Source organism: Nonomuraea sp. NPDC049655 (assembly GCF_044465465.1).
Lineage (GTDB): Bacteria > Actinomycetota > Actinomycetes > Streptosporangiales > Streptosporangiaceae > Nonomuraea.
The window spans coordinates 21,209-43,524 of sequence record NZ_JBITLS010000014.1; the positions used below are offsets into that span (position 1 = coordinate 21,209).

Annotated in this window: 22 protein-coding genes; 11 read left to right on the forward strand and 11 right to left on the reverse strand. The window is 71.5% G+C overall.

The annotated features are described in order from the left end of the window. Positions 1–7 precede the first annotated feature (7 nt). From ACIBQ6_RS37540 to ACIBQ6_RS37555, 4 genes are all read left to right on the forward strand, one after another. Complete coding sequence (locus ACIBQ6_RS37540) at positions 8–1,000, forward strand: hypothetical protein (protein WP_397217915.1); 993 nt, start codon at positions 8–10, stop codon at positions 998–1,000. Between the two features lie 406 nt (positions 1,001–1,406). Further along, positions 1,407–1,973 (forward strand): TetR/AcrR family transcriptional regulator, encoded by a 567-nt coding sequence (locus ACIBQ6_RS37545; RefSeq protein WP_397217917.1) that lies wholly within the window; start codon positions 1,407–1,409, stop codon positions 1,971–1,973. Between the two features lie 87 nt (positions 1,974–2,060). After that, a complete protein-coding gene (locus ACIBQ6_RS37550) occupies positions 2,061–3,890 on the forward strand; it encodes an MFS transporter (protein ID WP_397217920.1) in 1,830 nt (609 codons plus the stop codon). A gap of 56 nt (positions 3,891–3,946) precedes the next feature. Then, positions 3,947–5,293 carry a carotenoid oxygenase family protein gene (locus ACIBQ6_RS37555; protein ID WP_397217922.1) on the forward strand — a complete coding sequence of 449 codons (1,347 nt, stop codon included), beginning with the start codon at positions 3,947–3,949 and terminating at the stop codon, positions 5,291–5,293. Between the two features lie 109 nt (positions 5,294–5,402). On the opposite strand, the gene ACIBQ6_RS37560 is transcribed toward ACIBQ6_RS37555, so the two are convergent. Both ACIBQ6_RS37560 and ACIBQ6_RS37565 read right to left on the reverse strand, forming a co-directional pair. Continuing rightward, positions 5,403–5,876, reverse strand: coding sequence for a MerR family transcriptional regulator (locus ACIBQ6_RS37560; protein WP_397217924.1), 474 nt, complete (start codon positions 5,874–5,876; stop codon positions 5,403–5,405). 19 nt (positions 5,877–5,895) lie between these two features. After that, positions 5,896–6,768: an SDR family NAD(P)-dependent oxidoreductase gene (locus ACIBQ6_RS37565; protein WP_358299198.1), complete on the reverse strand. Its 873-nt coding sequence runs from the start codon at positions 6,766–6,768 to the stop codon at positions 5,896–5,898. A gap of 440 nt (positions 6,769–7,208) precedes the next feature. Here ACIBQ6_RS37565 and ACIBQ6_RS37570 point away from each other — a divergent pair, with 440 nt between their 5' ends. Beyond that, positions 7,209–7,901, forward strand: a complete 693-nt coding sequence (locus ACIBQ6_RS37570; RefSeq protein WP_397217926.1) for an L-2-amino-thiazoline-4-carboxylic acid hydrolase — start codon at positions 7,209–7,211, stop codon at positions 7,899–7,901. Between the two features lie 214 nt (positions 7,902–8,115). Here the strand turns inward: ACIBQ6_RS37570 and ACIBQ6_RS37575 are convergent, their stop codons facing one another. Then, a complete protein-coding gene (locus ACIBQ6_RS37575; RefSeq protein ID WP_397217928.1) occupies positions 8,116–8,337 on the reverse strand; it encodes a hypothetical protein in 222 nt (73 codons plus the stop codon). Between the two features lie 381 nt (positions 8,338–8,718). Continuing rightward, positions 8,719–9,363: a TetR/AcrR family transcriptional regulator gene (locus ACIBQ6_RS37580; protein ID WP_358299192.1), complete on the reverse strand. Its 645-nt coding sequence runs from the start codon at positions 9,361–9,363 to the stop codon at positions 8,719–8,721. Positions 9,364–9,454: 91 nt separating this feature from the next. Here ACIBQ6_RS37580 and ACIBQ6_RS37585 point away from each other — a divergent pair, with 91 nt between their 5' ends. After that, positions 9,455–10,117, forward strand: coding sequence for a hypothetical protein (locus ACIBQ6_RS37585; RefSeq protein WP_397217931.1), 663 nt, complete (start codon positions 9,455–9,457; stop codon positions 10,115–10,117). 248 nt (positions 10,118–10,365) lie between these two features. Beyond that, the gene (locus tag ACIBQ6_RS37590) at positions 10,366–10,905 is read left to right on the forward strand and encodes a hypothetical protein (protein ID WP_397217933.1); all 540 of its coding nucleotides are present in this window, start codon (positions 10,366–10,368) and stop codon (positions 10,903–10,905) included. Positions 10,906–11,583: 678 nt separating this feature from the next. Here ACIBQ6_RS37590 and ACIBQ6_RS37595 read toward each other — a convergent pair. From ACIBQ6_RS37595 to ACIBQ6_RS37610, 4 genes are all read right to left on the reverse strand, one after another. After that, the gene (locus tag ACIBQ6_RS37595; protein ID WP_397217935.1) at positions 11,584–12,150 is read right to left on the reverse strand and encodes a DUF4291 domain-containing protein; all 567 of its coding nucleotides are present in this window, start codon (positions 12,148–12,150) and stop codon (positions 11,584–11,586) included. A 175-nt stretch (positions 12,151–12,325) separates the two neighbouring features. Further along, a complete protein-coding gene (locus ACIBQ6_RS37600; RefSeq protein ID WP_397217937.1) occupies positions 12,326–12,568 on the reverse strand; it encodes a hypothetical protein in 243 nt (80 codons plus the stop codon). A 494-nt stretch (positions 12,569–13,062) separates the two neighbouring features. Beyond that, on the reverse strand, positions 13,063–13,638 hold the full coding sequence (locus ACIBQ6_RS37605; RefSeq protein WP_397217939.1) for an exonuclease domain-containing protein: 576 nt from the start codon (positions 13,636–13,638) through the stop codon (positions 13,063–13,065). A gap of 71 nt (positions 13,639–13,709) precedes the next feature. Then, a complete protein-coding gene (locus tag ACIBQ6_RS37610) occupies positions 13,710–14,765 on the reverse strand; it encodes a winged helix DNA-binding domain-containing protein (RefSeq protein ID WP_397217942.1) in 1,056 nt (351 codons plus the stop codon). A gap of 9 nt (positions 14,766–14,774) precedes the next feature. Here ACIBQ6_RS37610 and ACIBQ6_RS37615 point away from each other — a divergent pair, with 9 nt between their 5' ends. Then, the gene (locus tag ACIBQ6_RS37615; protein WP_358299171.1) at positions 14,775–15,953 is read left to right on the forward strand and encodes a cysteine desulfurase-like protein; all 1,179 of its coding nucleotides are present in this window, start codon (positions 14,775–14,777) and stop codon (positions 15,951–15,953) included. A 48-nt stretch (positions 15,954–16,001) separates the two neighbouring features. Continuing rightward, positions 16,002–16,598: an NUDIX hydrolase gene (locus ACIBQ6_RS37620; RefSeq protein ID WP_397217944.1), complete on the forward strand. Its 597-nt coding sequence runs from the start codon at positions 16,002–16,004 to the stop codon at positions 16,596–16,598. 25 nt (positions 16,599–16,623) lie between these two features. Here ACIBQ6_RS37620 and ACIBQ6_RS37625 read toward each other — a convergent pair whose 3' ends face one another. From ACIBQ6_RS37625 to ACIBQ6_RS37635, 3 genes are all read right to left on the reverse strand, one after another. After that, positions 16,624–18,213 carry a thiamine pyrophosphate-dependent enzyme gene (locus ACIBQ6_RS37625; protein ID WP_397217946.1) on the reverse strand — a complete coding sequence of 530 codons (1,590 nt, stop codon included), beginning with the start codon at positions 18,211–18,213 and terminating at the stop codon, positions 16,624–16,626. A 116-nt stretch (positions 18,214–18,329) separates the two neighbouring features. Continuing rightward, the gene (locus ACIBQ6_RS37630) at positions 18,330–18,638 is read right to left on the reverse strand and encodes a hypothetical protein (protein ID WP_397217948.1); all 309 of its coding nucleotides are present in this window, start codon (positions 18,636–18,638) and stop codon (positions 18,330–18,332) included. 93 nt (positions 18,639–18,731) lie between these two features. Then, positions 18,732–20,693 carry a HelD family protein gene (locus ACIBQ6_RS37635; protein WP_397217950.1) on the reverse strand — a complete coding sequence of 654 codons (1,962 nt, stop codon included), beginning with the start codon at positions 20,691–20,693 and terminating at the stop codon, positions 18,732–18,734. 66 nt (positions 20,694–20,759) lie between these two features. On the opposite strand from ACIBQ6_RS37635, the gene ACIBQ6_RS37640 reads away from it, so the two are divergent. Both ACIBQ6_RS37640 and ACIBQ6_RS37645 read left to right on the forward strand, forming a co-directional pair. Then, positions 20,760–21,374: a TetR family transcriptional regulator gene (locus ACIBQ6_RS37640; RefSeq protein WP_358299156.1), complete on the forward strand. Its 615-nt coding sequence runs from the start codon at positions 20,760–20,762 to the stop codon at positions 21,372–21,374. Between the two features lie 239 nt (positions 21,375–21,613). After that, entirely contained in the window at positions 21,614–22,291 is a 678-nt protein-coding gene (locus ACIBQ6_RS37645; RefSeq protein ID WP_358299153.1) for a lysophospholipid acyltransferase family protein, read from the forward strand. Positions 22,292–22,316: the final 25 nt, after the last annotated feature.

Sequence of the window (22,316 nt, forward strand, 5' to 3'; positions counted from 1 at the left end):
ATCACGGATGTCCTTGATACGGGTGATCACGGCCGCGGCCGAGCTGCTCGACAAGACCTCGCGGATGCGTCCGGGCCGGTCGTGGGACGATCCCGCGCTGGAGCAGGCGCTGCGCCAGGTGCGGGCCGGACGGCTGGAGGCGGGCCTGGAGCTGGTCCGCCAGGCGCGCGACGACCACGAGGTGCGTGCGCTGCGCGTCGAGCAACTGGGGATCGCCGCCCGTGCGCACACCGAGGCGCTGCTCCGCCTGGCCGGCGACGACCCCGACGCGTTGCTCTGGCTCGGCGCCGCCCGGATCAGGCAGGCATGGGCGATCCGCGGCGGCTCCTACGCCGCGTACGTGGGCGACCAGCGCTTCGCCCGCTTCCACGAGGTGCTGGCGGACGCCGCCGTCCCGCTGCGGCAGGCCGCCGAGGCCCGTCCGGACGATCCCGTTCCGTGGGAGCGGCTGCAGTGGCACGCGCTCGGCGCGCAGGCCGGCCGGCAGGAGCTCGACCGCCTCTGGACGGAGCTGACCGCCCGCGCTCCGCACCTGTATCCGGGCCACTACACCCGCGTCCAGGTGCTGTGCGGCAAGTGGTACGGCTCCGACGACGAGGTGCTGGCCTTCGCCCGCCACGCGGCGGACGCGGCGCCGCCGGGCGACCCGGTGACGGCAACGCTGGCGCTGGCCCACTTCGAAGTCGCGTGGGGCCGGATCGGCGAGTCGGAGCGTACGGCGCGGGAGATCCTCGAAGGCTACTTCGGCGACCCTGAGGTGGCCGGCCCGCTGGTTGCGGCGGCCGACAAGTGGCGCGCGAGCGCCCGGCCGCATCCTAGGGCGCTGGACGCCGCGCACCTGTTCGGCGCGGCGCTCTACCACGGCGGCCACCTCACCGGCGCGCAGCGCCTGCTGGAGGGCTTGGGCAGGCGCATGCCGGAGAACCAGCCGTGGGCGGTCGGCAGCCTGCTACCGGGCCGCCACTACGCCCGCGTGCGGCGGGACCTCGGCCTCGCCTAGGTGTCCGGCCTGCTGCAGCAGAGCCCGGCGCTGGAGGCGGCCGCCGAGCAGCCCGCCGCTCTGGCCCCGCCGGTCACGATCTGGGTCGCTGATCCGGCGCCGCCACCTTGATCTCGAGCGCGATCTGGAAGACGTCCGGCACGGGCACGCGACGGCGACGCCGTCTGTGGGCTCACCGTCCCGGAGACCGCGTTCAGCGCGCGGTACGAGCCGCCGCGGAAGCCGCCACGACTGCGGGGAAGCCCTCCAGCCGGGCCCCACCCGCATCGACGTCGTGGCGACGACCCGGTGCCGCACGGTGAAGGCCGCCCGGACGGTGCCGGCGCGAGCCGTCGCCGCCCCGGATCGGGGGCGGCGGTCGAGTGGCTGGCTTGACGCCAGGAAGTGTGAGTGGTTTATTACTCACATGACGACGAGCCGAGCGCGACAGCTGTCCACCGCCGAGGAGCGCCGGGAGACGGTGCTCGCCACCGCCATCGGCGCCTTCGCGGCCCGCGGCTACTGGGGCACGACCACGACGGAGGTCGCCAAGGCGGCAGGCATCTCCCAGGCCTATGTCTACCGGCTGTTCCCGAGCAAGGAGTCGCTGTTCGTGGCGGTCGTCGAGCACTGCTTCGTGAAGGTGCGCAGCGCGCTGGAGCAGGCGGTGGCCACCCATGCCGGCGGCTCGGCCGAGAGCGTCCTGCGCGCGATGGGCGACGCCTACGCGCATCTGATCAGCGACAACGATCTGATGCTGATCCAGCTGCACGCCCAGGCGGCGGCGGTGTCCGAGCCCGCCGTGCGCGAGGCGGTCCGGCAGGGCTACGCCCGTCTGGTGGAGTACGTGCGCGGCGCCTCCGGTGGCAGCGAGGCCCACGTCCAGGACTTCTTCGCCCGGGGCATGTTGTGCCACCTGCTGGTGTCCACCGGCGCCGACGAGGTGCAGGCGCCCTGGGCGCGGACCCTCTCGGCGGGCATCACGCACTATTGAGCCATCCCGGGCGACGTCGGCGGGGCGCGAGCCCCGCTTCTTTCCCACGCAAGACTGAGTGATTAACCACACACACTGGAGTCGGAGATGCGTAAGACAGCCACTGGCCCAGCGCTCGCCGCCTTGGCCGCGGCGCAGTTCCTCGTCGTGCTCGGCAACTCGATCGTGAACGTGGCGCTCCCCCAGATCCGGGACGGCGCCGGTCTTTCCGACGACGCCACGACGTGGGTCGTCAACGCCTACGGGCTGGCGTTCGGCGCCCTGCTGCTGGCCGGCGGGCGGGCCGCGGACCTGCTGGGCCATCGCAGGCTCCTGCTCGGCGGGCTGGCGGTCTTCGGGACGGCCTCGGCCGCGTCGGGTCTGGCGTCCTCGGCGGGTGTGCTGATCACGGCCCGTGCCGTGCAGGGGATGGGAGCGGCGGCGATCGCCCCGGCTGCGCTGGCCGTGGTGATGGGCCTGTTCCCGCCTGGCCCCGGCCGGGGCAGGGCGCTGGGGGTGTGGGGCGCGGTCTCGGGCGCCGGCGGCGCCGCCGGGGTGCTCCTGGGCGGTCTCCTGGCCCAGGCGTGGGGCTGGCGGGCGCTGTTCTTCGCCGTCACCGCCGGTACCTTCGCGGTGCTGCTGGCCGTCGCGCTCGGCACCCCGCGTGCCCAGCCGCGCCGCGGCGGCCGGTTCGACCCGCTCGGCACCCTCACGATCACTCTGTCCCTGACTGGCCTGGTATGGGGTCTGAGCACGGCACGCGCACAAGGCTGGACCGACGGGCGCGTCCTGGGCGCCCTCGCCGTGGCCGCCGTCCTCGGCGCGGTGTTCGTCCTGGTGGAACGCCGTCATCCCGATCCGCTGGTGCCGCCGCGGCTGGTGCGGGGCGGCCGGGTGGCCGCCGGCAACCTGCTGATGGCCGTGTTCGGGTCGGTGTGGCTCGCGCTGTTCTTCTTCCTGCCGCTCTACCAGCAGGAGGTCCTCGGCGAGAGCCCGCTGGTCACCGGCCTGGGCCAGCTTCCGCTCGCCGGCGCCGTCATGGTCGGTTCCGCCCTCTCCCCCCGGCTCACCGCCCGGCTCGGATCCCGCCGGACGCTGGTGTCCGCCCTGCTCGTGCAGGCCGCCGGGACGCTGTGGCTGGCGCAGATCAGCGCCGCAAGCAGCTACCTCGCCGACGTGCTCGGTCCGAGCCTGCTCATCGGGCTCGGTCTCAGTGTCGCCTTCATCCAGCTCACCGACCTGTCCATGGCCGAAATCGCCAAGGAGGACTCCGGAACGGCCGGCGGGCTGGTGAACACCACCCGCCAGGTCGGCGGCGCGATAGGGCTCGCCGTCCTGGCCACGCTGGCCGGGTCGGTCACCGCAGGCTCCTCTTCACCGCAGCTCCAAGCCCTCACCGACGGCTACCGCGCGGCGTTCGCCGCCTCGGCCGCCGTCCTGCTCGCCACGGCCGTCCTGGCCGCCTGGCTGACCCGTTCGACCGAAAGGAACCCCGAAATGCGCACCATCGACGAGACCGCTCCGGTGATCGTCCGCCTGTCCACCACCATCGACGCCCCGATCGATCGTGTGTGGGCGCTGCACACCGGCATCGACGCCTGGCCGACCTGGAACGACGACATCGACACCGCCACGCTCATCGGCCCGGTGGAGCCCGGCGGCTCCTTCCGGTGGACCACCCACGGCCTGGACATCACCTCCACCGTCTTCGAGGTCGTCCCCGGCGAGCGGATCGTGTGGGGCGGCCCGGCCGGCGGCATCGACGGCGTGCACGTGTGGACGTTCACCGCCGACGGCGACCGCGTCACCGTCCACACCGAGGAGTCGTGGGCCGGGGCGCCCGTCGAGGCCGCCGCCGAGCAACTCGGCCAGGCCCTGCACGCCTCACTCGAATCCTGGCTCGCGGCCCTGAAGACCCACGCCGAGCAGCCCGCCTGATGACGACCCGTGTCACCGCAGAACACCCGCACCACATCAAGGAAGAGGAATTCCCCATGACCACCAAGCCCTACCTGACCGGCCATTACACCCCCGCCGTCGACGAGATCACCGCGACCGGGCTGACCGTCGAAGGCCACCTGCCGCCCGAGCTGAACGGCCGGCTGATCCGTAACAGCCACAACCCCAAGCCGGGCGTCGCCCCGACGCACTGGTTCAAGGGCAGCGGCATGGTCCACGGGATCCGGCTGCGGGACGGCCGGGCCGAGTGGTACCGCAATCGGTGGGTCCGCACCCCCGCCCTGGACGGCGCCCCCTACATGACCGAGCACGGTCCGGACCTGACCGCCAGCCCGGCCGGCACGCACGTCATCGAGCACGCCGGACGCCTGCTGGCCTTGTGCGAGGCGAACTTCCCGTTCGAGCTGGACGCCGAATTGGAGACCGTAGGCGCCTACGACTTCGACGGCAAGCTGCGCAGCGCGATGACCGCCCACCCCAAGACCGACCCCGTCACCGGCGAACTGCACTTCTTCGGCTCCTCGCCGTTCCCGCCCTACCTCCTGTACTACATCGCCGACGCCAAGGGGCAGATCGTGCACAGCGCCGAGATCTCCGGCGCCTCGGCCTCCCTCAAGCACGACTTCGCGATCACCCGCCACCACGTGGTCTTCGTCGAGGGCTCGGTCACCTTCGACCCGACCGAGCACTCCGGCATCCCCTATGGCTGGAGCGACGCCCAGCCCTCCCGCATCTGCGTCATGCCGCGCACCGCCGACGGCGCCGCCAAGATCCGCTGGTTCGACATCGAGCCCGGCAACATGCTGCACGCCGCCAACGCCTATGAGGACGGCCAGGGCCGCATCGTCCTGGAGGGCCCCACCGTCGACCGGCAGGGCTTCCAGTTGTCCTGGAACTGGTGGGTCGGCGCGCCGGGCCGCGGCACCGAGCCCAACACCCGCTCCTACACCCGCCGCTGGGTCGTCGACCTCGCCCAGGGCAGCGTCGACGAGCAGACGATCGACGACCTCGCCGTGGAGTTCCCCACCCTCAACGAGGACTACCTCGGGACCGAGAACCGCTACACCTACGCCATCTCCTTCCCTGACCAGGACGGCTTCGGCGGCTACGGCGTCGTCAAGTACGACCGCGCGACCGGCGCCCGCCGCGTCCACCAGGCCGGCGACGCCCGCCTGCCCAGCGAGGCCGTCTTCGTCCCCGCCGAAGGCGCCACCAGCGAGGACGACGGCTTCCTCCTCACCGTCGTCTCCGATCTCAAGCAGGACGCCTCGCAGCTCCTGGTCCTGGACGCCACCGGCCTCGACCGGATCGCCACCGTCCACCTGCCCCGCCGCGTCACCGGCGGCATCCACGGCTCCTGGATCCCCGACACCGACCAGTAGCCGAGCCCTATGAACCGTCAGGCACGTCAGGCCAATTCGCTCCAGCAGACGTGCACGACACGTTGTCCAGGCTCGTCAGGGCTTGTTGCGCGGTCACCCCGGCGGCCGGTCAGCCTTCTGGGTGCCCGTCGTAAACGCGGATCTTGTATTCGGTCGTCTCCAGGGCGAGAGTGAGCTCGCGGATCTGCCGCACGATGCGGTCGCGCTGGTCGAGCATGATGTGCCGGCGTTCCGGGACGGTGCTCGGGCCCTGCTCGACGAGGGCGATGTAGCGCTTGAGATCCTGCATGGTCATTCCCGACAGCCGCATCCGGGTGAGGAAGATGAGGCGGCGCAGGTCGAACGCCGAGTATTCGCGGTAACCGGAGGCGTTGCGTGCCGGCCGCAGCAGTCCCTCCTGCTCGTAGTAGCGGAGGGTGTGGGGGGACAGGCCGATCAGGCGGGCGGCCTCGGCGACGCTCCTGGGCGTCGCCGAGGCCTCGATCGCGGTGTCGTCCAGGAGTTCGTGCAGCGCGTCGATGACCGACGCGGACGGTTCGTCGCCGGCCGCGAGGATGCGCTCGATCAGGTCTTCGGTGGCCATGTTCGACAGGGTACGGAGCTCAGAACGCGCGCAGCGCGGGCGGCATGCCGGGAAAGTCGGCCGTCTGGCTTACATGCGCCCACTTCTCGACGTCGCTGAGCGCGTTCGTGTAGCTGCGGGTGAGATTGCGCACGGCCTCGGCGCCGAGCGGAAGCCTGAGCGGCGCGCCGGGCGTGTCGAGGATGTCGCGGATGGCCAGGGCGGCGCGTGCCGGGTCGCCCTCCTGGACGCCGTCGGCCTCGGCCATGTTCGCGCGGACGGCGCCGAGCACCTCGTCGTAGACCGGGTGGTGGTCCACGGTCCTGAGCACGTCGGCGGAGTTGAAGGCGGTGCGGAAGCGGCTGGGCTCGGCGATGAGGACGCGGACGCCGAACGGCGCGACCTCGCCCGCCAGCGCCTCCGACCAGCCTTCGAGCGCGAACTTGCCGGCCGAGTAGCTGCCGACGCCGGGGAAGGACATCCGCCCGCCCTGACTGCTCATCTGCACGATCGCACCGGAACGACGCGCACGCATGTGCGGCAGCACCGCGCGCACGTAGGCGGCCGGACCGAAGAGATGCTGGTCGAGCATGTCGCGCAACTGCGCGTCCGTGACCTCCTCCGCGGCGCCCACCTGCCCGGCTCCGGCATTGTTGACGAGTACGTCGACGTGCCCGAACGCGTCGAGCGCACGCCGTACGACCGCCGCGGCCCCGTCCGTGTCGCGCACGTCGTGCTCGACCGGCAGCAGCCGGTCACCGTACCGAGCCCGGAGCGCGTCGAACCGGCCGGCCCGCCGCGCCGTGCCGAGCACCTGCTCGCCCGCGGCCAGCGCCGCCTCGGCCAGCGCCAGGCCGAGCCCGGAGCTCGCGCCGGTGATGATCCATGTCTTGGTCCCGTTCGTCGTGGTCATGACGCCGAAGATAGACATTCGAGCGCGCTCGAAGGCAAACAGGCCTTCCGGCGGCGCGACGATGATCGTCGCTCTTGGACGGCCGGGGATCGTGGGAGGCGGCGTGGCCGGTTCGGTGGACGTTCGTGCGGCCGCAGCGAACCGCTGAGTGCGCCGGCGGAGCAGGCGCACCGGGAAGCGCGAGCCGGCCATGGCTGGGGTGTGCCCTCCCCGACTGACGGCGGGCGGCGGTCGGGCGCGCGCCGGGCTTCGTCGGCCGCCGGATGGACATGATCGTCGGGGGTGTGGCAGGCTGGCGCCGAAACATCACCACAAGTTCGTCAGCGCCTGGTCGGTCGGTGGAGCGCGCTGGCGTGCCTGCTTGGCCGCGGCACGACCAGTCACCCCTCCACGCGGGATCGCGGTCGTGTACGCGCCGAGCCGTACACGAAAGGATGACCATGTCCACCGACCAGTTCGGGCTCGCCGAAGGCGCCTACGTCCCCGCCCCCGACCGGGACACGACCCTGCTCCTGGACGCGTTCTACGACCATCTCGCCGCGCTCCTGCATGAGCGCGCGCTTCCTGGCGATCTCGTGTCCGCCATGCGGGCACGGCAGAGCGAACTCGAAGCGGCTCAGCAGTCCCTGATCGTTGATGAGCCCGCCCGCCACAACCTGCGCATGACCCTGGCCCTGGTGGCCGCCTACGCTTTGCTCCTGCCCAGGCTGGGCCGGGAGGCGGCCGTCGCCGTCGTACGAGCGTCGTTCATCGAACCGCTCGGCGACGCTCTGCAGGAGGGCACCCAGGCGGTGCTGGACAACGCGCCGGACGCCTTCGCCGCCATGGTCGAGCTGAGCAGGTCACGCGAGGAGTACGCGTTCGGGAAGGGATTCGTCTTCGACCGGACCGTCGAGGACGACGAGCGCTACCACCTCGACGTGCACCGGTGCTTCTACCACGACGTTCTGGTCGCCAACTCGGTGCCGGAGCTGACCCCGGTCATGTGCGCGTTCGACATCAACTGGATCGAGTCCATCGCGCCCGACCGGCATGGCTTCCGGTTCGATCGCCGGACCACCATCGGAACGGGCGGCACGCACTGTCCCTTCCACTTCAGTCGAAACCGCAGCCGGAATGGGGCAACGGGCTGATGCTCTGACGGTCACGCCGTCCGGGGGCTTCTTCGCGGTCGCGGCGGAGCCCCCACGCGCCGCGGCGGCCCTTGGGCGCCCCGCGCGATAGGTGAGACATCTCCTGCTCAGGCGCAGCCACAGCGACGGTGACGCCCGGCATCAAGGGTCACGTAGCACCGGTCGCCGCCGCTCGGGCGGCCCCCTCGGGACAGGGCGTCGTCGAAGGCGTCGCTCAGCAGGTGCCGTTGGACGGTGTTGAAGAGCAGGGATCGAGCCCGGCCGCTCCGGCCATCAGCCAGAACTCGCCGAGGGGGCAGGAGACGATCGCACTACGACGCCGGGAGTAGCGCCACCTCGGCGACCGCGAGGTGACCGGCGGCGACGAACTCGCTCCCCAGGCCGCCACCCCGAGGATCGCGAGCAGCGGCGTGTGCGGCCGTCGTCCACCGCTCACGCGGCCTTCGCGCTGAACGCGGCGGGCGACTGGCACGGGTTCCGCACGGCGGCGGCGCCCCGCCGATGGCACCTCATATCATCAGGCTGGGGTCCCCAGCCTCGTCATGGCGGTCACCTCGCCGTGCGGCAGCCGCCTGGAGACACTCGCCGACCGGCCGGAGTCGATGTCCTCCAGCTGAGGATCACCGACTCCACAGGACCGGTGTCAGCGGCCAGGAGGTGGTCGCCGACGCGCCTCAGGGCGCCTGGAGCGCAAGAGCGTCGCCGATCGCACCGACGGCCGGCCTGACCTGATGGTGACAGTCGCAGGCTCTGAGGCGGGCGCGAACCCTGAATCTGCTGCCGGGTGGCCGCTGCCGCTTGCCCGAGCCGTCACTGATCACGTCGGCTGCCTGCGACCTTGGGGGATGAGGCTTTCGATGGCTGTGCAGAGCAGGTGGATGCTTCGGTGGAACTTCTCGTCCTGGCCGTGTCCGGGGGCTTCTTCGAAGGTCAGGGGGAAGCGGGTACGCAGGTCGGCGTAGTGCTCCGGGGTGAGGGCGGGGGGTTCGGAGTCGCTCTGTTCCTGGAGGGCGAATCCGGTGATGTGGCTCAGGAGGGTGTCGGCGGCTGTGACGCGGTGCGGGTCGGGGACGCCGGCGTCCAGCAGGGTTCGCAGGAGGCGCTCCATGAGGGACAGACTCCCGGTGCTGAGCATCTTGGGGCTGTCGGCCAGGAGGATGGCGCCACCGGGGTGCTCGAGGAGGCTTCGGCGGAGGGTGAGGGCCTGGACTTCGATCTCCTCGCGCCAGGTGGATTCGGGCGGAAGTGCCTCCAGGGCGGCTGTGGCGGCGTCGTATGCCTGCCGGCAGACGCGGTCGGCCATCATCGTCAGCAGGTCGCTCTTGCTTTTGACGTGGTAGTAGAGGCTGCCCGCCGTGGCGTCGAGGCGCATGGCCACCTGGCGCATGGACAGGCCGTGGTAACCGCACTCGGCGAACGTGGCCATCCCCGCATCGACGATTCGCTCCTGGGTGAGCTTCATGTCCCCACCGTAACGCATTTTGAACGCTGTTCAAATCTTGTGCTAGCCTCCGCTGCAACGGTTTTGAACGGTGTTCGAAATGGGGTCTGCCTTGAGTGAGTTGCTGTTCTTCGCCACCACGGCCGCGCTGATGGTGATGATGATCAACGCTGGGCTGGCCTTGGGGCCGTGGCGCGGCCGGCCCGTCCCGTGGGTCGCGGTGGTGCTGACGGCGCTGGCCGTGAGCGGAGTGCTGATCCAGCTGGTGTGGCCTGGCGCCATGGACACCCTCGACAACGACCCCGCCAAGACCGGATGGTGGCGAGTCGTGACCTCGGTCTTCATGCAGAACGGCGGCGTCGCCGGAGCCGTGTGGAACATCGCGACGCTCGCCGCCGTGGCGGCCTTGGCGCAGTGGTTCTGGGGTGGGCCGCTGACGGCGGCGCTGTTCGCGGGCGGCATCTTTCTGCCGGAGCGGGTCGACGCACTCCTCGGGATGGGCGGCCCCAGCACCGACCCGCGTAATTTCGCCGGCAGCTCGGGGGCCACCTACTTCCTGGGGGCGACCCTGGCCACGGCCCTGTTGATGCGGACCCGGCTCGTCAAGGAGCGGCTGCTCGCGGTCGGCGTGCCGGCACTGGGACTGGTGATGTGGTTCGCGCAGGGCAACGGACACGGGCTGGTAGCGGTGTACGGATTCGCGGCCGGCCTCCTGGCGTGGGTGGCGTGGCGAGGGATCGCGACCTTCCGGGACCGGCTCCCGCGCGCAGCCTGAGGCCTCCTGGCCGCGCGGCGCGTCTCGCGCGGGCCGACCGCCGCGCCCCGCTGACCCGGGTGAGCCTGGTCATCTCGGGCTCCGCGATGGCCACGTCGAGTCCGACGCGGGACATCGCCGGCTGGCACGGCACCGCTGGACGCGCTGGGCAGGACCATGGTCGTGCTCCCGGCGAGTGCGTCCTCAGCCGGCTTTCCACTCGATGAAGTCGGAGATGGTCCCCGTCCCGGGCTCGGCGCCCGCCGAGCTTGCCCCTGGCCGTACGCGCGCAGCTCTACGGCGAGACCGACCGCATCGACCCGCCGGCCGTGTCACTCGACGAGGACGGCTGGCTGGAGGCGCTCCCGGCCGCTCGGCCGGGGGTCGTGGTCATGGACGGGCTCTACCTGGGGATGACCAAGCCCACCTTCGTCCGGCTGCTGCGCCGGATCACCGCCCACTTCGAGCGCAGCGAGGTCTTCCTGCTGGGCTCCTCCAAGCTCTCCAGCCGGATGATGCGCACAGTCGTGCCGGCCATCAAGACGATCGGAGCTCCCGTCAACGAAGGCTTCGACGACCCTCGCGACGTTGAGCGCTGGAATCCCGACCTGCGTCTGGTCGAGCAACAAAGGATCATCAGCTCTCCCGAGGTGGCGAAGATGCCGCGCGGCGAACGGATCCGCTGCCGGATCATGCGGGCGATCCCCGGCATGGCCCGTATGGACAAGGGCATGCTCCGAAGCCGGTTCTGTAGGTTCCTTCGGGCGAGCACTCGGCGTCGATCTGGCCCGAAACCTGCTCCCCGGTAACGAAACCGAAGATCCTTCCGCCAGCTCGCTCGCAGGTGCCGCGCCAGTGCAGGGTGATGTCCTTGGGGGAGGGCGTTCCGCGGGCACCTGTGAAGGAGAAGGCGCCTTGTGCGGCGGCCTGCGCGGTGTGGGCTTGGGCGGGCGCCACCGCGCCGACCAGCGCGCCGATCGCCGCGGTGGCCACTGTCGTCGCGGCCAGGCGTAGGAGGTGCTTCATGGCGGGCTTGCCTTTCTGCTTGGCTGAGGCGAGCAGGTCGAGGGCGTGCTCGGCTTGGGGGCAGGTCTCTATGTTGCGGTGGGAACATGGCGCCTCCGGGAAGAGCATGATCGGACACTCCCAGCATGCGATAACAATGAGTAGTTGAACTATGGCCGTCTGATCACTTTGCGCTACCGCACCCCACCCCGACACCCGCCGCGGCGACCACGCCATCCCCGCCGGCCGCCTGGAGACGCTGTTCACCGGCCCCGCGCATGCGCTGGGTGAACGGTTGCTGTGGAGGCTGCTTCACGAGACCGCGGCCATGACCGAAGAGATCCTGTCGCCGTCCCGGCCCTGTATCCGTCGTCGTCATCCCTCCGAAGGGCGGGCCCTGCGGCGTCCGCGACCGGCCAGAACCGCGGCGAACGGCACACCCATGCGCTCATGGCACGGTTCGCCTCCTCGCCGACCGGCCGTCATCTGCCCGGGGACAGGAGGCTTTCCAGCGTCCGCGGAAGTGGATACACCCGCTCGGCGGGGAACAGCCGCTGAGCCTTGGCAGCGTGCCCGGTTTGTGTCAATACGGTGGCCTTGCGGACCTGGGAGGTGAGGTCGGTGAGGCTGACGATCCAGTCGTCGGTGAACGTGCGGATCAGCTTGCGGCCGATGCCGACCTGGATGCTGTAGTGGTTCAGTGCCGCTCCGCGCAACGAACGTTCCGGGTCCCACTGGACATGGACGGCTGCCTGGGCCACAGCCGCCGGATCCGCTGTCGTGAGCACGGCCTGGGACAGAGCCTCCTCCCAGCCCCGCCGGGTCATCCGCACTGCGAGAACGCGCTCCTGACCGGCTTTGCGGGCCCAGTTGCTGCGATGCATGAGCCACAGGAACGAAGGCTTGATCCAGGTCATCCTGTGGAAGGAGAACGGCGCGACGAAACGGCCCGCTCGCAGCGCCGCGTCGGCTATGGCGGGTGCATACGCCTGGTAGACCACGATCGTGTCAGCGTCGTAGTCTGCGCGAATCTGGTACTGGGGTGCCATGCGCTGCACCCTGCCATCCGGTGCACTCACATCGCGAAGCCTTTTGCGCCCGTCAAGGCGACTTGCTGACGGCTGTTTCGGGCTCCGGCAGCGTGGCGTCATGTCGATGTCGATGTGATCAAATGCTTGGCGTCCGCACGGACCCGAAGCAGCAGCCGCCCGAGAACGCCGCTCGTCAGCAGGAAGGCCCGGGACCAAGCGATGCGATCCAGGACGCGAAGCCCGCGGCCACGACGTCGAAGCCCGCAGGATCCAGATCGCCCAGACCGGAGGAGAACACGGCGGAGTCCGGGTCGTCGGCACGCAGAAGGAACCCGCAGCCGCCGCTGTCATCGCCGACGAGGAGGAATCCTGGTGCATACTGCGCGACTTCGTAGGTGGCGTTGCGTTCACCGATGTCTCCCGCCGAGTACACCACGACACCGGACTCTGTGTGCAGGCCGTCCCGCACCCTCCACAGTGCCACCAGTGGAGCCGGAAGGCTCATCGCCGTCTCGGCCCGCGCCCGCATCACGTCGTCCGGCGTAGCCGCCGCCGGCCTCGGAACCGCCCCCGCCACCCTGCACCCCTCCCGCCAGAGTCCGGGCCCAACATGATCACCGACGTGCCCGCCCGCAGACGCGGCATCGGCTGCATGATCCGGGAGAAGGCCGTCCAAGTCCCCGTCCCCCAAGAAGCGCGGTTCGCCAGAGCACGTGGCATGGCGACGGGTTACGCAGGTCGATGCTGAGAGGGCAGGGGTTGTGCTCGTCCAGTCCGGCCAGTCGATTTCCTCGTCCGCGCCGAGATCCGCAGGCAGGATCTCGGTCAGCGCTGCGATACCTGTCGGGTCTTCCACGGCGATCCCTTCGACGACGTGGCCGGGGAGTCTACGAGGCCGCACCGACACAACCGGGTCAGTCCCACCAGGAGCTAGAGGCCCGGCCATGCCCCGCGGTCCAACAGGTCGAGGACGAGTGCCGCGATGTTCCACGCGTCGTCCTCGCCGCGGTGATGGCGTCCCTCCAGCGGCAGTCCGGCGATCTGCAGAGCGTGATCCATGCCGGGTTTCTTGCGCAGTCCGTACGCCGCCGCGAACACGGCCTTGGCGTTGGTATGGGTGCGTTCCGTTGGATAGCCGAACGGGTAGGCCACTCCGTCGGCCTGACTCTGCCGAGCGAACTGCCGGCGGTCGTACTCGCCCCAGCTCGCCCAGGGACGCTCCCCGGCGTCGTACTCCTCGGCGAGGATCCGGCAGGCCTCGGCGAAGGTGACACCCCGTTCCACCTCGGCCTGCGTCAGGCCGGTCAGTTCCGTGCAGAAGTCACTCACCGCCGATCGGACAGGGCGGACCAGGATGCGGTGCCGGGACACCCGGCTCCGCGCCGACACGTCCACGACGGTGAGGCCGATCTCGATGATCTCGTTGACGGAGCCGGGCGGCGGCTGCCCGTCCCAGCAGGTGGCTTCCACATCGATGACGTTCAACAGGGCGGATTCGTGACGCATGGGCCGAGGGTAGGGATGCACCCCCGGCTCCGGCATCTCAATTTCACACGTTCGTTCTTCGGGCGGGGTGGTCAGGCGGGTGGGGTGTGTTCGAGGGTGTAGGTGGTCGCGTCCGGTTCGGCGAAGGCGAGGAGCGCGAGCCCTTCCTCCTCCAGGACGTCCAGAGGCGTCGGCGCGGCGAAGGGGCTGATGAGGAGCTTGGCCTTCTTGCCGGACCGCTTGATCTGCCAGGTCCCCGCCGCGAACCCGTCCACCAGGTACGTGGCCTTGATCCGCAGGTTCTTGGTCGCGACCAGCGGCCTGAACTCGTCCGCCAGCACCCGCGTACGGTCGGCGTGCCCCAGGACGAGGTTGTCGAAGTCGGGCAGGAAGCGCACCGGCGCGGGCACGTCGCCGCCCGGCCGCGGCGCGCCGGGCAGGTCGAACAGTTCGCGTCCCGTCTCGTCGGCGAGCCTGTCCAGCTCCATCCCCTTCATGACGGCCCGCATCCCGCCCAGTCCCGACCAGGTCTGGACGTCGGCGGGGGTGGCCGGGCCGAACGCGGCGAGGTACCGCTCGACCAGGCGTTCCATGCTGGGCGCCGGGTCCAGTTCGACGCCGGGCAGCCCGAAGGCGGACTCGCGCGGGAAGCTCCACCGGTCCTGCGTCGGCACCATGACCAGCGGCGTCATCATGCGCACGGCGTAGCCGAGCACCCGTTCGTCCGCGCCGGGGAACTCCTTCACCAGCAGGGGCCGCAGCTCGTTGAAGGTGAGCGGCCCGTCGGCGAGCAGCCGGTCGGCGACCGCGGCGACGGCCTCGAAGTCGACGCCCTCGAACCGGCGTGCCGCGGCGGCCAGCATGGGGCGCAGCAGCGGGCGGAAGGACGCGTAGTCCTCCGCCGTCACCAGGTGCAGCGTGGCCCGCATCATCGTCGCCCGCACCAGGCCGCCCGCGTGCAGCGAGTCGTGCAGGTCGTCGCGCCGGAAGCCGGCCAGCCGCGTCCACACCCCCAGGTAGGGCGGCCGCGGCTCCTGCGCCTGCAGCCCGGCCAGCCGGTGCACGACGTCGGCCGGGCGGCCCTCGTGCCGGGCGAGGAGGTGCTGCCGGGCCAAGGTGGCGCGGTTGAGGTCTCTGAGGGTGAGCATCTACTTATCATGCCTTTCCCCCTGGAGTCCGTACGTTCCTCCTATCCTGCGCTTTCCGATGGTTTCGCCTACCTTGACGGCGCGGCCGGCACCCAGACGCCCCAGCCGGTGATCGACGCCATCTCCGCCGCCTACCGGGCGGGTCTCGGCAACGTGGGCGGGGCCTTCCCCGCCAGCCGCCGGGCGGACGAGATCGTCGCCGCCTGCCGTGCCGCCGTCGCGGACCTGGTCGGGGGCCGCCCCGACGGCGTGATCCTCGGCCCGAACATGACGACGCTGACGTACCGGCTGGCCAGGGCGCTGACCGGGCCCGGCGACGAGGTGGTGGTCTCGCGGCTGGACCACGACGCGAACGTGCGTCCGTGGACCCAGACGGGCGCCGCCGTCCGCTGGGCCGAGGTGGACGCGGTGACCGGCGAGCTCCCGGTCGACCAGTACGCCGACCTGATCGGCGAGCGGACCAAGGTCGTCGCGGTGACGGCGGCAAGCAACATCCTCGGCACCCGTCCCGACGTGGCCGCCATCGCCGAGCTGGCCCACCGCGCGGGCGCCCTGCTGTACGTGGACGGCGTGCACGCCACCCCGCACGGCCCGGTGGACATGCGGGCGCTGGGCGCCGACTTCTACGCCACCAGCGCCTACAAGTGGTCGGGGCCGCACGTGGGGGCCGTCGTCGCCGACCCGGCGCTGCTGGAGACGGTCCGCCCGGCCAAGTTGCGGCCCTCCCCCGACACCGTGCCGGAGAGGTTCGAGACGGGCACGTCCGCGTTCGCCGACCTGGCCGGGGTCACCGCGGCCGTCGACCATCTGGCCGCCATGGTCCCCGGCGCCGGCACCCGCCGCGAACGCCTGCTCGCCTCGATGGCCGCCGCCGAGGAGCACGAGCTGGAGCTGTTCGCCGCCCTGATCTCCGGCCTGGAGACGATGCCGCACGTCACCCTGCTCGGCAAGCCCGCCAGGCGCACCGCGACCGCCTACTTCACCGTCGCCGGGCACACCCCGCGCCAGGTCGCCGAGCATCTGGCCGGGCTGAGGGTGAACGTCTGGAACGGCCACAACTACGCCTGGGAGCTGACCGGCGCGCTCGGCGTGCGCGACTCGGGCGGCGCCGTCCGCGCGGGCCTGGTCCACTACAACGACCGCTCGGACGTCGACCGCCTCCTGGAGGGAGTGGCCGCCCTCTCCTGACGGGCCCTCGGCCCGTCAGGAGAGGGCGGGGCGTGAGATCCTGAGGGGATGCTGCCCCCGATCGACGTGCTGCGCGAGCAGGTCACCGCGCATCTCGCCGCCTTCGACCGCCGGGAGGTGCCGCCCGTCCCAGGGGTGCGCCGGGCGGCCGTGACGGTGTGCGTGCTGGAGGACGCCGAGCGCGTCCCGTACACGGTGCTGATCCGCAGGGCGGCGCGGGGGCGCAACGCGGGGCAGTGGGCGCTGCCGGGCGGGCGGCTCGACGACGGCGAGCTGCCGGTGGAGGCGGCGCTGCGCGAGCTGGCCGAGGAGGTCGGGGTGACCGGCGTGGCGGTGGCCGGGCTGCTCGACGACTTCGTCGCCGACTCCGGGTTCACGATCACTCCGGTGGTGGCGTTCGGGGGCCGTCAGGAGCCGGTGGGCGACGCCCATGAGGTGGCCTCGGTGCACGCGGTGCCGCTGGAGCGCTTCCTCGCGCCCGGCGTGCCGCGCTGGCAGGGCGAGCTGCTGCAGATGCCGCTCGGGCCGGACATCGTGATCCACGCGCCGACCGGGGCGATCCTGTGGCAGTTCGCCGAGGTGGCGCTGCGCGGGCGCGAACAGCGGGTGTTCGACGTCGCCCAGCCCCACTGGACGAGAACCTGACCCACATGCCCCTGGGAACGGCCGGTCAGAAGGGACCGGTGAGTCCGCCGAGCTTGCCGGTCAGCTCCACGTTGGCCGCGTAGTCGACGGGCACCGCGATCACCGACACCGTCTCGTCGGCCAGCGCCTTGCGCAGCGTGGGCAGCAGCTCTCCGGCGCTGGTGATCCGGTAGCCGCGGGCGCCGAAGCTCTCGGCGTAGGCGACGAAGTCGGGGTTGCCGAAGCGGATGCCCGAATGACGGCCGAGCTCCAGGTCCATCTTCCACTCGATCAGCCCGTACGCGTCGTCGACCCACACCAGGACCGTGATCGGGACGCGCTCGCGGACGGCCGTCTCCAGCTCCTGGGAGTTCATCAGGAACGCCCCGTCGCCGGTGGCGGCCAGCACCTTGCGCTCGGGGAAGGCCAGCTTGGCGGCCAGCGCCCCGGGCACCGAGAACCCCATCGAGGACAGCCCGTTGGAGACCAGCATCGTGTCGGGCTCGTACGTCGGGTACATGCGGGCCATCCACATCTTCACCGCGCCGGTGTCGGCCAGCACGATGTCCTCGCGGCCCATGGCCTCCCGGATGTCGGCGACCACGCGCCGTGGCGACAGCGGAAAGCCGTCCTCCGAGCGCCCCTGCTCCAGCTCCTCGCGCATCAGGCGGCGGATCTTCTCACCGGTGCCGTTGAGCTCGAAGCGGCGCGGGACGGCGTCGGCGAGCGCGTCCAGCGACCGGGAGATGTCGCCGTGCACGCCGCCGACGGACACCGGGTAGTGGTCGTCGACCTCGGCGGGGAACCGGTGAAGGTGGATGATCTCCTTGTCGCGGTTGGGGTTGATCTTGACGGGGTCGAACTCCTGCAGCTCGTAGCCGACGCTGATCAGCACGTCGGCCTCGTCGAAGCCGAAGTTGACGTAGTCGTGCCGCATGAAGCCGACCGCGCACAGCGCGTGGGGGTGGTCGTCGGGGAAGACGCCCTTGCCGTTGAACGTGGTGGCCACCGGCAGCCCGAGCCGTCCGGAGAAGCGCACCAGCACGTCGGCCGCGCGGGCGATCTGCGCGGCGGAGGGGTCTTGGGGGCGTACGACGTTGACCGGCAGCGGCCCGAGGTCGGCCGGCACGGAAGCCGACTCGACGTCTTCGGGGATGGCCAGGTAGACGGCGCCGGGCCGCTCGGTCTGGGCGGTCTTGAACGCCTTGCGGATCATCTCGGGCAGGGCCAAGGCCGTGGGGGCGAGGTCGGCCCACTTGGTGATCGGCCGGAACAGCGACACCAGGTCGACCGCCTGGTGCGACTCCTTGTAGATGCGGTCGAGGCCGACCTGGGCGGTGATCGCCACGACGGGGGTGCTGTTGGTGGTGGCGTCGGCCACGCCGAGCTGCAGGTTGATCGCACCGGGGCCGAGCGTGGCCGAGGCCACCCCCGCCTTGCCGGTGAGCCTGCCGTAGATCTCGGCCATGAACGCCGCGCCCTGCTCGTGCCGGACGAGGATGTAACGGATGGAGGAGTCGTTGAGCGCGTCGACGAAGTGGATGTTCTCCTCGCCGGGGATGCCGAAGACGTACTCGACGCCTTCCGCCTCCAGGGCTCGCACGATCAGATGGGCCGCGTCCGCCTGCGGGGACATGGTCAACGCCTTCTTCCATGAGCGACTGCGTCCCTGACAGCATCCGGGAGGCGCGCTTCATTCCGGGACGCGTCCCTGTGCCCGCGCGACGGCGGATCTCACGCGGGCACAGCGGATCAGGAGCCCAGCGCGCGCGTGGCCAGCGCGCCGAGGACCATGCCGACGACCATGCAGGCCGCGGCGGCGATGGCGGCCCACCTGCCCAGGGACTCGCCGCGGGTGTGGCCGACGATGCCGAGCACGATGCCGGCCAGGCCGAACAGGATCGGTATGAACAGGATGGCCACCGCGGCGCTGACGAACCCGATGATCGACAGGACCTGGGCGCCCTGCCGCTGCGGCCGGGTGTAGGGCGGCGGCTGCGGCCGGCGCCCTTCACGCGTGTGCTCGTCGTCGCCCTGGGGCGGGTCTTGCGAAGCGGTCATTCTCCGGCTCCCTCGTGAAGTGAGTCACATCACACACCAGAGCCGGAGACCTGTCGAGCCGCCGAGTCCAGACATCTGCCCATTTCAGAAGGGTTATGACGGGCGGGAAAACTGAGGGGGAAGGGGTTCGGCGTGGACGACGTCGAGCCGGGAGACCGCGCGGGTGAGGGCGACGTACAGGCGGTTGAGCCCGCGCGGCTCGGCCGCGACGACGGCGGCCGGCTCGGCGAGCACCACATGGTCGTACTCCAGGCCCTTGGCCATCGAGGCGGGCATGACGCTCAGCCGCTCGCCGAGGTCCAGCCCCTCGTTCCAGAGCGCGCAGGTGATCGCCTCGACGTGCGCGTCGGCCGCGATCACCCCGATCGACCCCTCGAACCCGCCCGCCTCCCGTACGGCCGCCACGACCCCCTTCTCCAGCTCGGCCGTCGCGATGACGCGCAGCCTGCCGTCGGAGCGGTGGGAGCGGGTGGGGGGCACGTCGGCGTCGAGCGCGGCCAGCAGCGTGTTGGCCAGCTCCACGACCACGCCGGGCACGCGGAAGCCGGTGGTCAGCTCGACGATCCGGCCGCCGGGGCTGCCGAGCAGCTCCAGGTGCTCCGGCCACGACCTGGCCGCCCACGGCGTGGTGCCCTGGGCCAGGTCGCCGAGCACGGTCAGCGAGCCGTGCTCGCTGCGCCTGGCCACGGCGCGGCACTGCATGGGCGACAGGTCCTGGGCCTCGTCCACGATGACGTGGCCGTAGCCGCGGGGACGTTCGAGCAGGCAGGCCAGCTCGTCCAGCAGCACCAGGTCGGCCTCGGTCCACTTGGCGCTCTTGGCCCCGCGCGGCGGGCCGGGCCAGGCGAGCGCGGCGCGTTCGGCGTCGGTCAGCAGGCCCTCGGGCGGGGCGCTGAGGACCTCGTGCAGCACGTCCTCGGGGCGGACGGCGGGCCAGGTCGCGTCGAGCGCCGGGGTGAGCGCCCGGCCGATCCGGCGTTCCCAGGCGGCGTCGCAGGTCTGACCGCGGGCCTCGGCCTGGCGCCGCATCGCCGCCACCATTCTGGCCCTGACGCGTTCGCGGCCGACCCCGTACGGGAGCGCGGCCCGCCTGGTGTCCTCCACGATGCGGCGCAGCTCGTCCTCGCCGACGCGCCAGCGGTAGGAGCCGTCGGCCACCATGGCGGGCTCGGCGGGCCTGCGGATGCGGCCGTACAGCGCGCGGCGCAGCACCTCGGCCATCCGGACGTCGTGCTTGACCGCCGCGGCCGCCGCGGAGTCGACGGCCCGTACGGGATGGGCGCCGAGCAGCCCTTCCAGGGTGGTCTGCTCGACGTCCACCTCGCCGAGCGCGGGCAGCACGGCCGAGATGTAGCCGAGGAAGGTCCGGTTCGGGCCGAGCACCAGGACGCCGGAGCGTTCGAGGCGGCGGCGGTGGGCGTACAGCAGGTAGGCGGCCCGGTGCAGGCCGACGGCGGTCTTGCCGGTGCCGGGGGCGCCCTGGACGCAGATGGTGGTGTCGAGGTCGGCGCGGACGAGGTCGTCCTGCTCGGGCTGGATGGTGGCGACGATGTCGCGCATCGGGCCGACGCGGGGGCGTTCGATCTCGGCGGCCAGGAGCGCGCCGCCGCCCTCCTCCCCCGCGCCGAGACGCTCGTCCTCGAAGCCGGTCAGCGTGCTGCCCGACCAGCCGAAACGGCGGCGCACCTCGACGCCCTGGGGGTCGCGGGCGCCGGCCCGGTAGAAGGCGCGCGCCACGGGCGCGCGCCAGTCGATCACCACCGGCGGCCCGCCGTGCTCGCCGGCGATGTGCCGCCGGCCGATGTGGTACGCCCGCCCGCGGTGCTCGGCCGAGTCCTGGCCGAAGTCGAGCCGGCCGAAGAACGGCGGCCCGTCGGGCTCCTCGCTCAGCTCCTTGGCCAGGCTCTTGAGATGGCGGCCGAGCCGCTCCGCGCTGTAGCGGTCGCCGGCGACGGTCTCGCCGACGATCACGTTCTCCCGCGCGCCCTCCAGCATCCTGCGCAGCCCCGCCCTGCACCGTTCGACGTGACGCCGTTCGTCGTCGAGCGTTCCCATGCCCACCCCCAAAGCGTTAACTCGGTTAAGACATTGACCAGGTTAACACTTTGATAGAGTGCGGTCATGACGGGACTGCGGGAGCTGCAGCGGCAGCGGGTGCACGAGGCCATCTCGACGGCGGCGATCGCGCTCTTCCTGGCACGCGGCTTCGACGAGGTGCCGGTGACCGAGATCGCGGCGGCGGCCGGGGTGTCCAAGCCGACACTGTTCAAGTACTTCCCGACCAAGGAGGACCTCGTCCTGCACCGGTTCGCCGACCACAAGGGCGAGGCCGCCCGCGTGGTGCGCGGCCGGGCGCCCGGCGAGCACCCGGTCGCCGCGCTGCGCCGCCACCACCTCGACGGCCTGGCCGCCCACGACCCGGTCACCGGGCTCAACGACCACCCCGAGGTGCTGGCCTTCCACCGCATGGTGTTCGACACGCCCAGCCTGGCCGTCCGCCTGTTCCACCACATGACCCAGGACGAGGCCGAGCTGGCCGAGGCCCTGGCCGAGAGCATGGACGAGCTGACCGCCGCGCTGCTGGCGGCCCAGGCGCTGGCCGTGCAGCGGGTGCTGGCCCGCCGCACCTGGGCGCAGCTCGCCGGGGGCCGGCCCCTGGCCGAGACGGAGGCCGACGCGGTGCGCGCCGCCGAACACGCCTACGCCCTGCTCATGGACGGCCCCGCCGGCCCCTGAGCTCCGGCGCGCAGGTCACGCGCGCCCCATCCGGCGGGCACGATTACCTCCAACGCCAGAGGCTGTGCTTAACTCGGAAATGCCGATGTGGCTGTGTCCCCCGGGCCGCAAATTACCGCCTTCACGGAATACCGTTCGGCTGGAACCGTGTTGTGCACCTCGCCGAGGAGGCGACCACCACATCGGCCTTAAAGCTTTCCGGGCGTCCCGCTGCCTTAGGGTGGCAAGGTTGACTGCCCATGATCCAGGAGAGCCCGTTGCTGTACGAAGTGGTCAAGTTCGCCGCCGCGCCGCTCGCCCACGCGATGTGCCGGCCGCACATCACCGGCGCCGCGAACGTACCGAGGGTCGGCCCGGCCATCCTGGCGGCCAACCACCTCTCCGTGCTCGACTCCTTCCTGCTGCCCGCGCTGCTCCCCCGGCACGTCACGTTCACCGCCAAGAACGAGTACTTCGACGGCAACCCCGTCTCCGGCTTCTTCATGCGCCTGGGCGGCAGCCTGCCGATCGACCGCGAGAGCGCCCACGCCGCCCAGGCCATGCTCGACGCCGCCGCCGAGCTGCTGGAGCGCGGCGAGCTGTTCGGCATCCACCCCGAGGGCACCCGCTCCCCCGACGGCCGCCTCTACCGCGGCAAGGTCGGCGTGGCCTGGCTGGCGCTCAAGACGGGCGCGCCCGTGCTGCCGGTGGCGCTCAAGGGCACCGAGAAGGTGCTGCCGGTCGGGGCCAAGGTGCCCAGGCCCGCCAAGATCGGCATCTCCATCGGCCGGCCCATGCGCTTCGAGGGCGACCACACCAAGGCGCGCGACCGGCGCCGGGTCACCGACGAGGTCATGGAGGCCGTCCAGAAGCTGTCCGGGCAGGAGTACGTGCCCGCGTACGCCTCCAGCTTCAAGACCGCCAATGGAACGACGTGACCGGTCACCGCTAGGCTCTGACACC

Excerpts from the sequence above, each read along its gene's own strand:
- ACIBQ6_RS37540 (WP_397217915.1), top strand. The coding sequence starts at position 8 with ATGTCCTTGATACGGGTGATCACGGCCGCGGCCGAGCTGCTCGACAAG.
- ACIBQ6_RS37545 (WP_397217917.1), top strand. The coding sequence starts at position 1,407 with ATGACGACGAGCCGAGCGCGACAGCTGTCCACCGCCGAGGAGCGCCGG.
- ACIBQ6_RS37550 (WP_397217920.1), top strand. The coding sequence starts at position 2,061 with ATGCGTAAGACAGCCACTGGCCCAGCGCTCGCCGCCTTGGCCGCGGCG.
- ACIBQ6_RS37555 (WP_397217922.1), top strand. The coding sequence starts at position 3,947 with ATGACCACCAAGCCCTACCTGACCGGCCATTACACCCCCGCCGTCGAC.
- ACIBQ6_RS37560 (WP_397217924.1), bottom strand. The coding sequence starts at position 5,876 with ATGGCCACCGAAGACCTGATCGAGCGCATCCTCGCGGCCGGCGACGAA.
- ACIBQ6_RS37565 (WP_358299198.1), bottom strand. The coding sequence starts at position 6,768 with ATGACCACGACGAACGGGACCAAGACATGGATCATCACCGGCGCGAGC.
- ACIBQ6_RS37570 (WP_397217926.1), top strand. The coding sequence starts at position 7,209 with ATGTCCACCGACCAGTTCGGGCTCGCCGAAGGCGCCTACGTCCCCGCC.
- ACIBQ6_RS37580 (WP_358299192.1), bottom strand. The coding sequence starts at position 9,363 with ATGAAGCTCACCCAGGAGCGAATCGTCGATGCGGGGATGGCCACGTTC.
- ACIBQ6_RS37595 (WP_397217935.1), bottom strand. The coding sequence starts at position 12,150 with ATGGCACCCCAGTACCAGATTCGCGCAGACTACGACGCTGACACGATC.
- ACIBQ6_RS37605 (WP_397217939.1), bottom strand. The coding sequence starts at position 13,638 with ATGCGTCACGAATCCGCCCTGTTGAACGTCATCGATGTGGAAGCCACC.
- ACIBQ6_RS37610 (WP_397217942.1), bottom strand. The coding sequence starts at position 14,765 with ATGCTCACCCTCAGAGACCTCAACCGCGCCACCTTGGCCCGGCAGCAC.
- ACIBQ6_RS37615 (WP_358299171.1), top strand. The coding sequence starts at position 14,775 with ATGCCTTTCCCCCTGGAGTCCGTACGTTCCTCCTATCCTGCGCTTTCC.
- ACIBQ6_RS37620 (WP_397217944.1), top strand. The coding sequence starts at position 16,002 with ATGCTGCCCCCGATCGACGTGCTGCGCGAGCAGGTCACCGCGCATCTC.
- ACIBQ6_RS37625 (WP_397217946.1), bottom strand. The coding sequence starts at position 18,213 with ATGTCCCCGCAGGCGGACGCGGCCCATCTGATCGTGCGAGCCCTGGAG.
- ACIBQ6_RS37630 (WP_397217948.1), bottom strand. The coding sequence starts at position 18,638 with ATGACCGCTTCGCAAGACCCGCCCCAGGGCGACGACGAGCACACGCGT.
- ACIBQ6_RS37635 (WP_397217950.1), bottom strand. The coding sequence starts at position 20,693 with ATGGGAACGCTCGACGACGAACGGCGTCACGTCGAACGGTGCAGGGCG.
- ACIBQ6_RS37640 (WP_358299156.1), top strand. The coding sequence starts at position 20,760 with ATGACGGGACTGCGGGAGCTGCAGCGGCAGCGGGTGCACGAGGCCATC.
- ACIBQ6_RS37645 (WP_358299153.1), top strand. The coding sequence starts at position 21,614 with ATGATCCAGGAGAGCCCGTTGCTGTACGAAGTGGTCAAGTTCGCCGCC.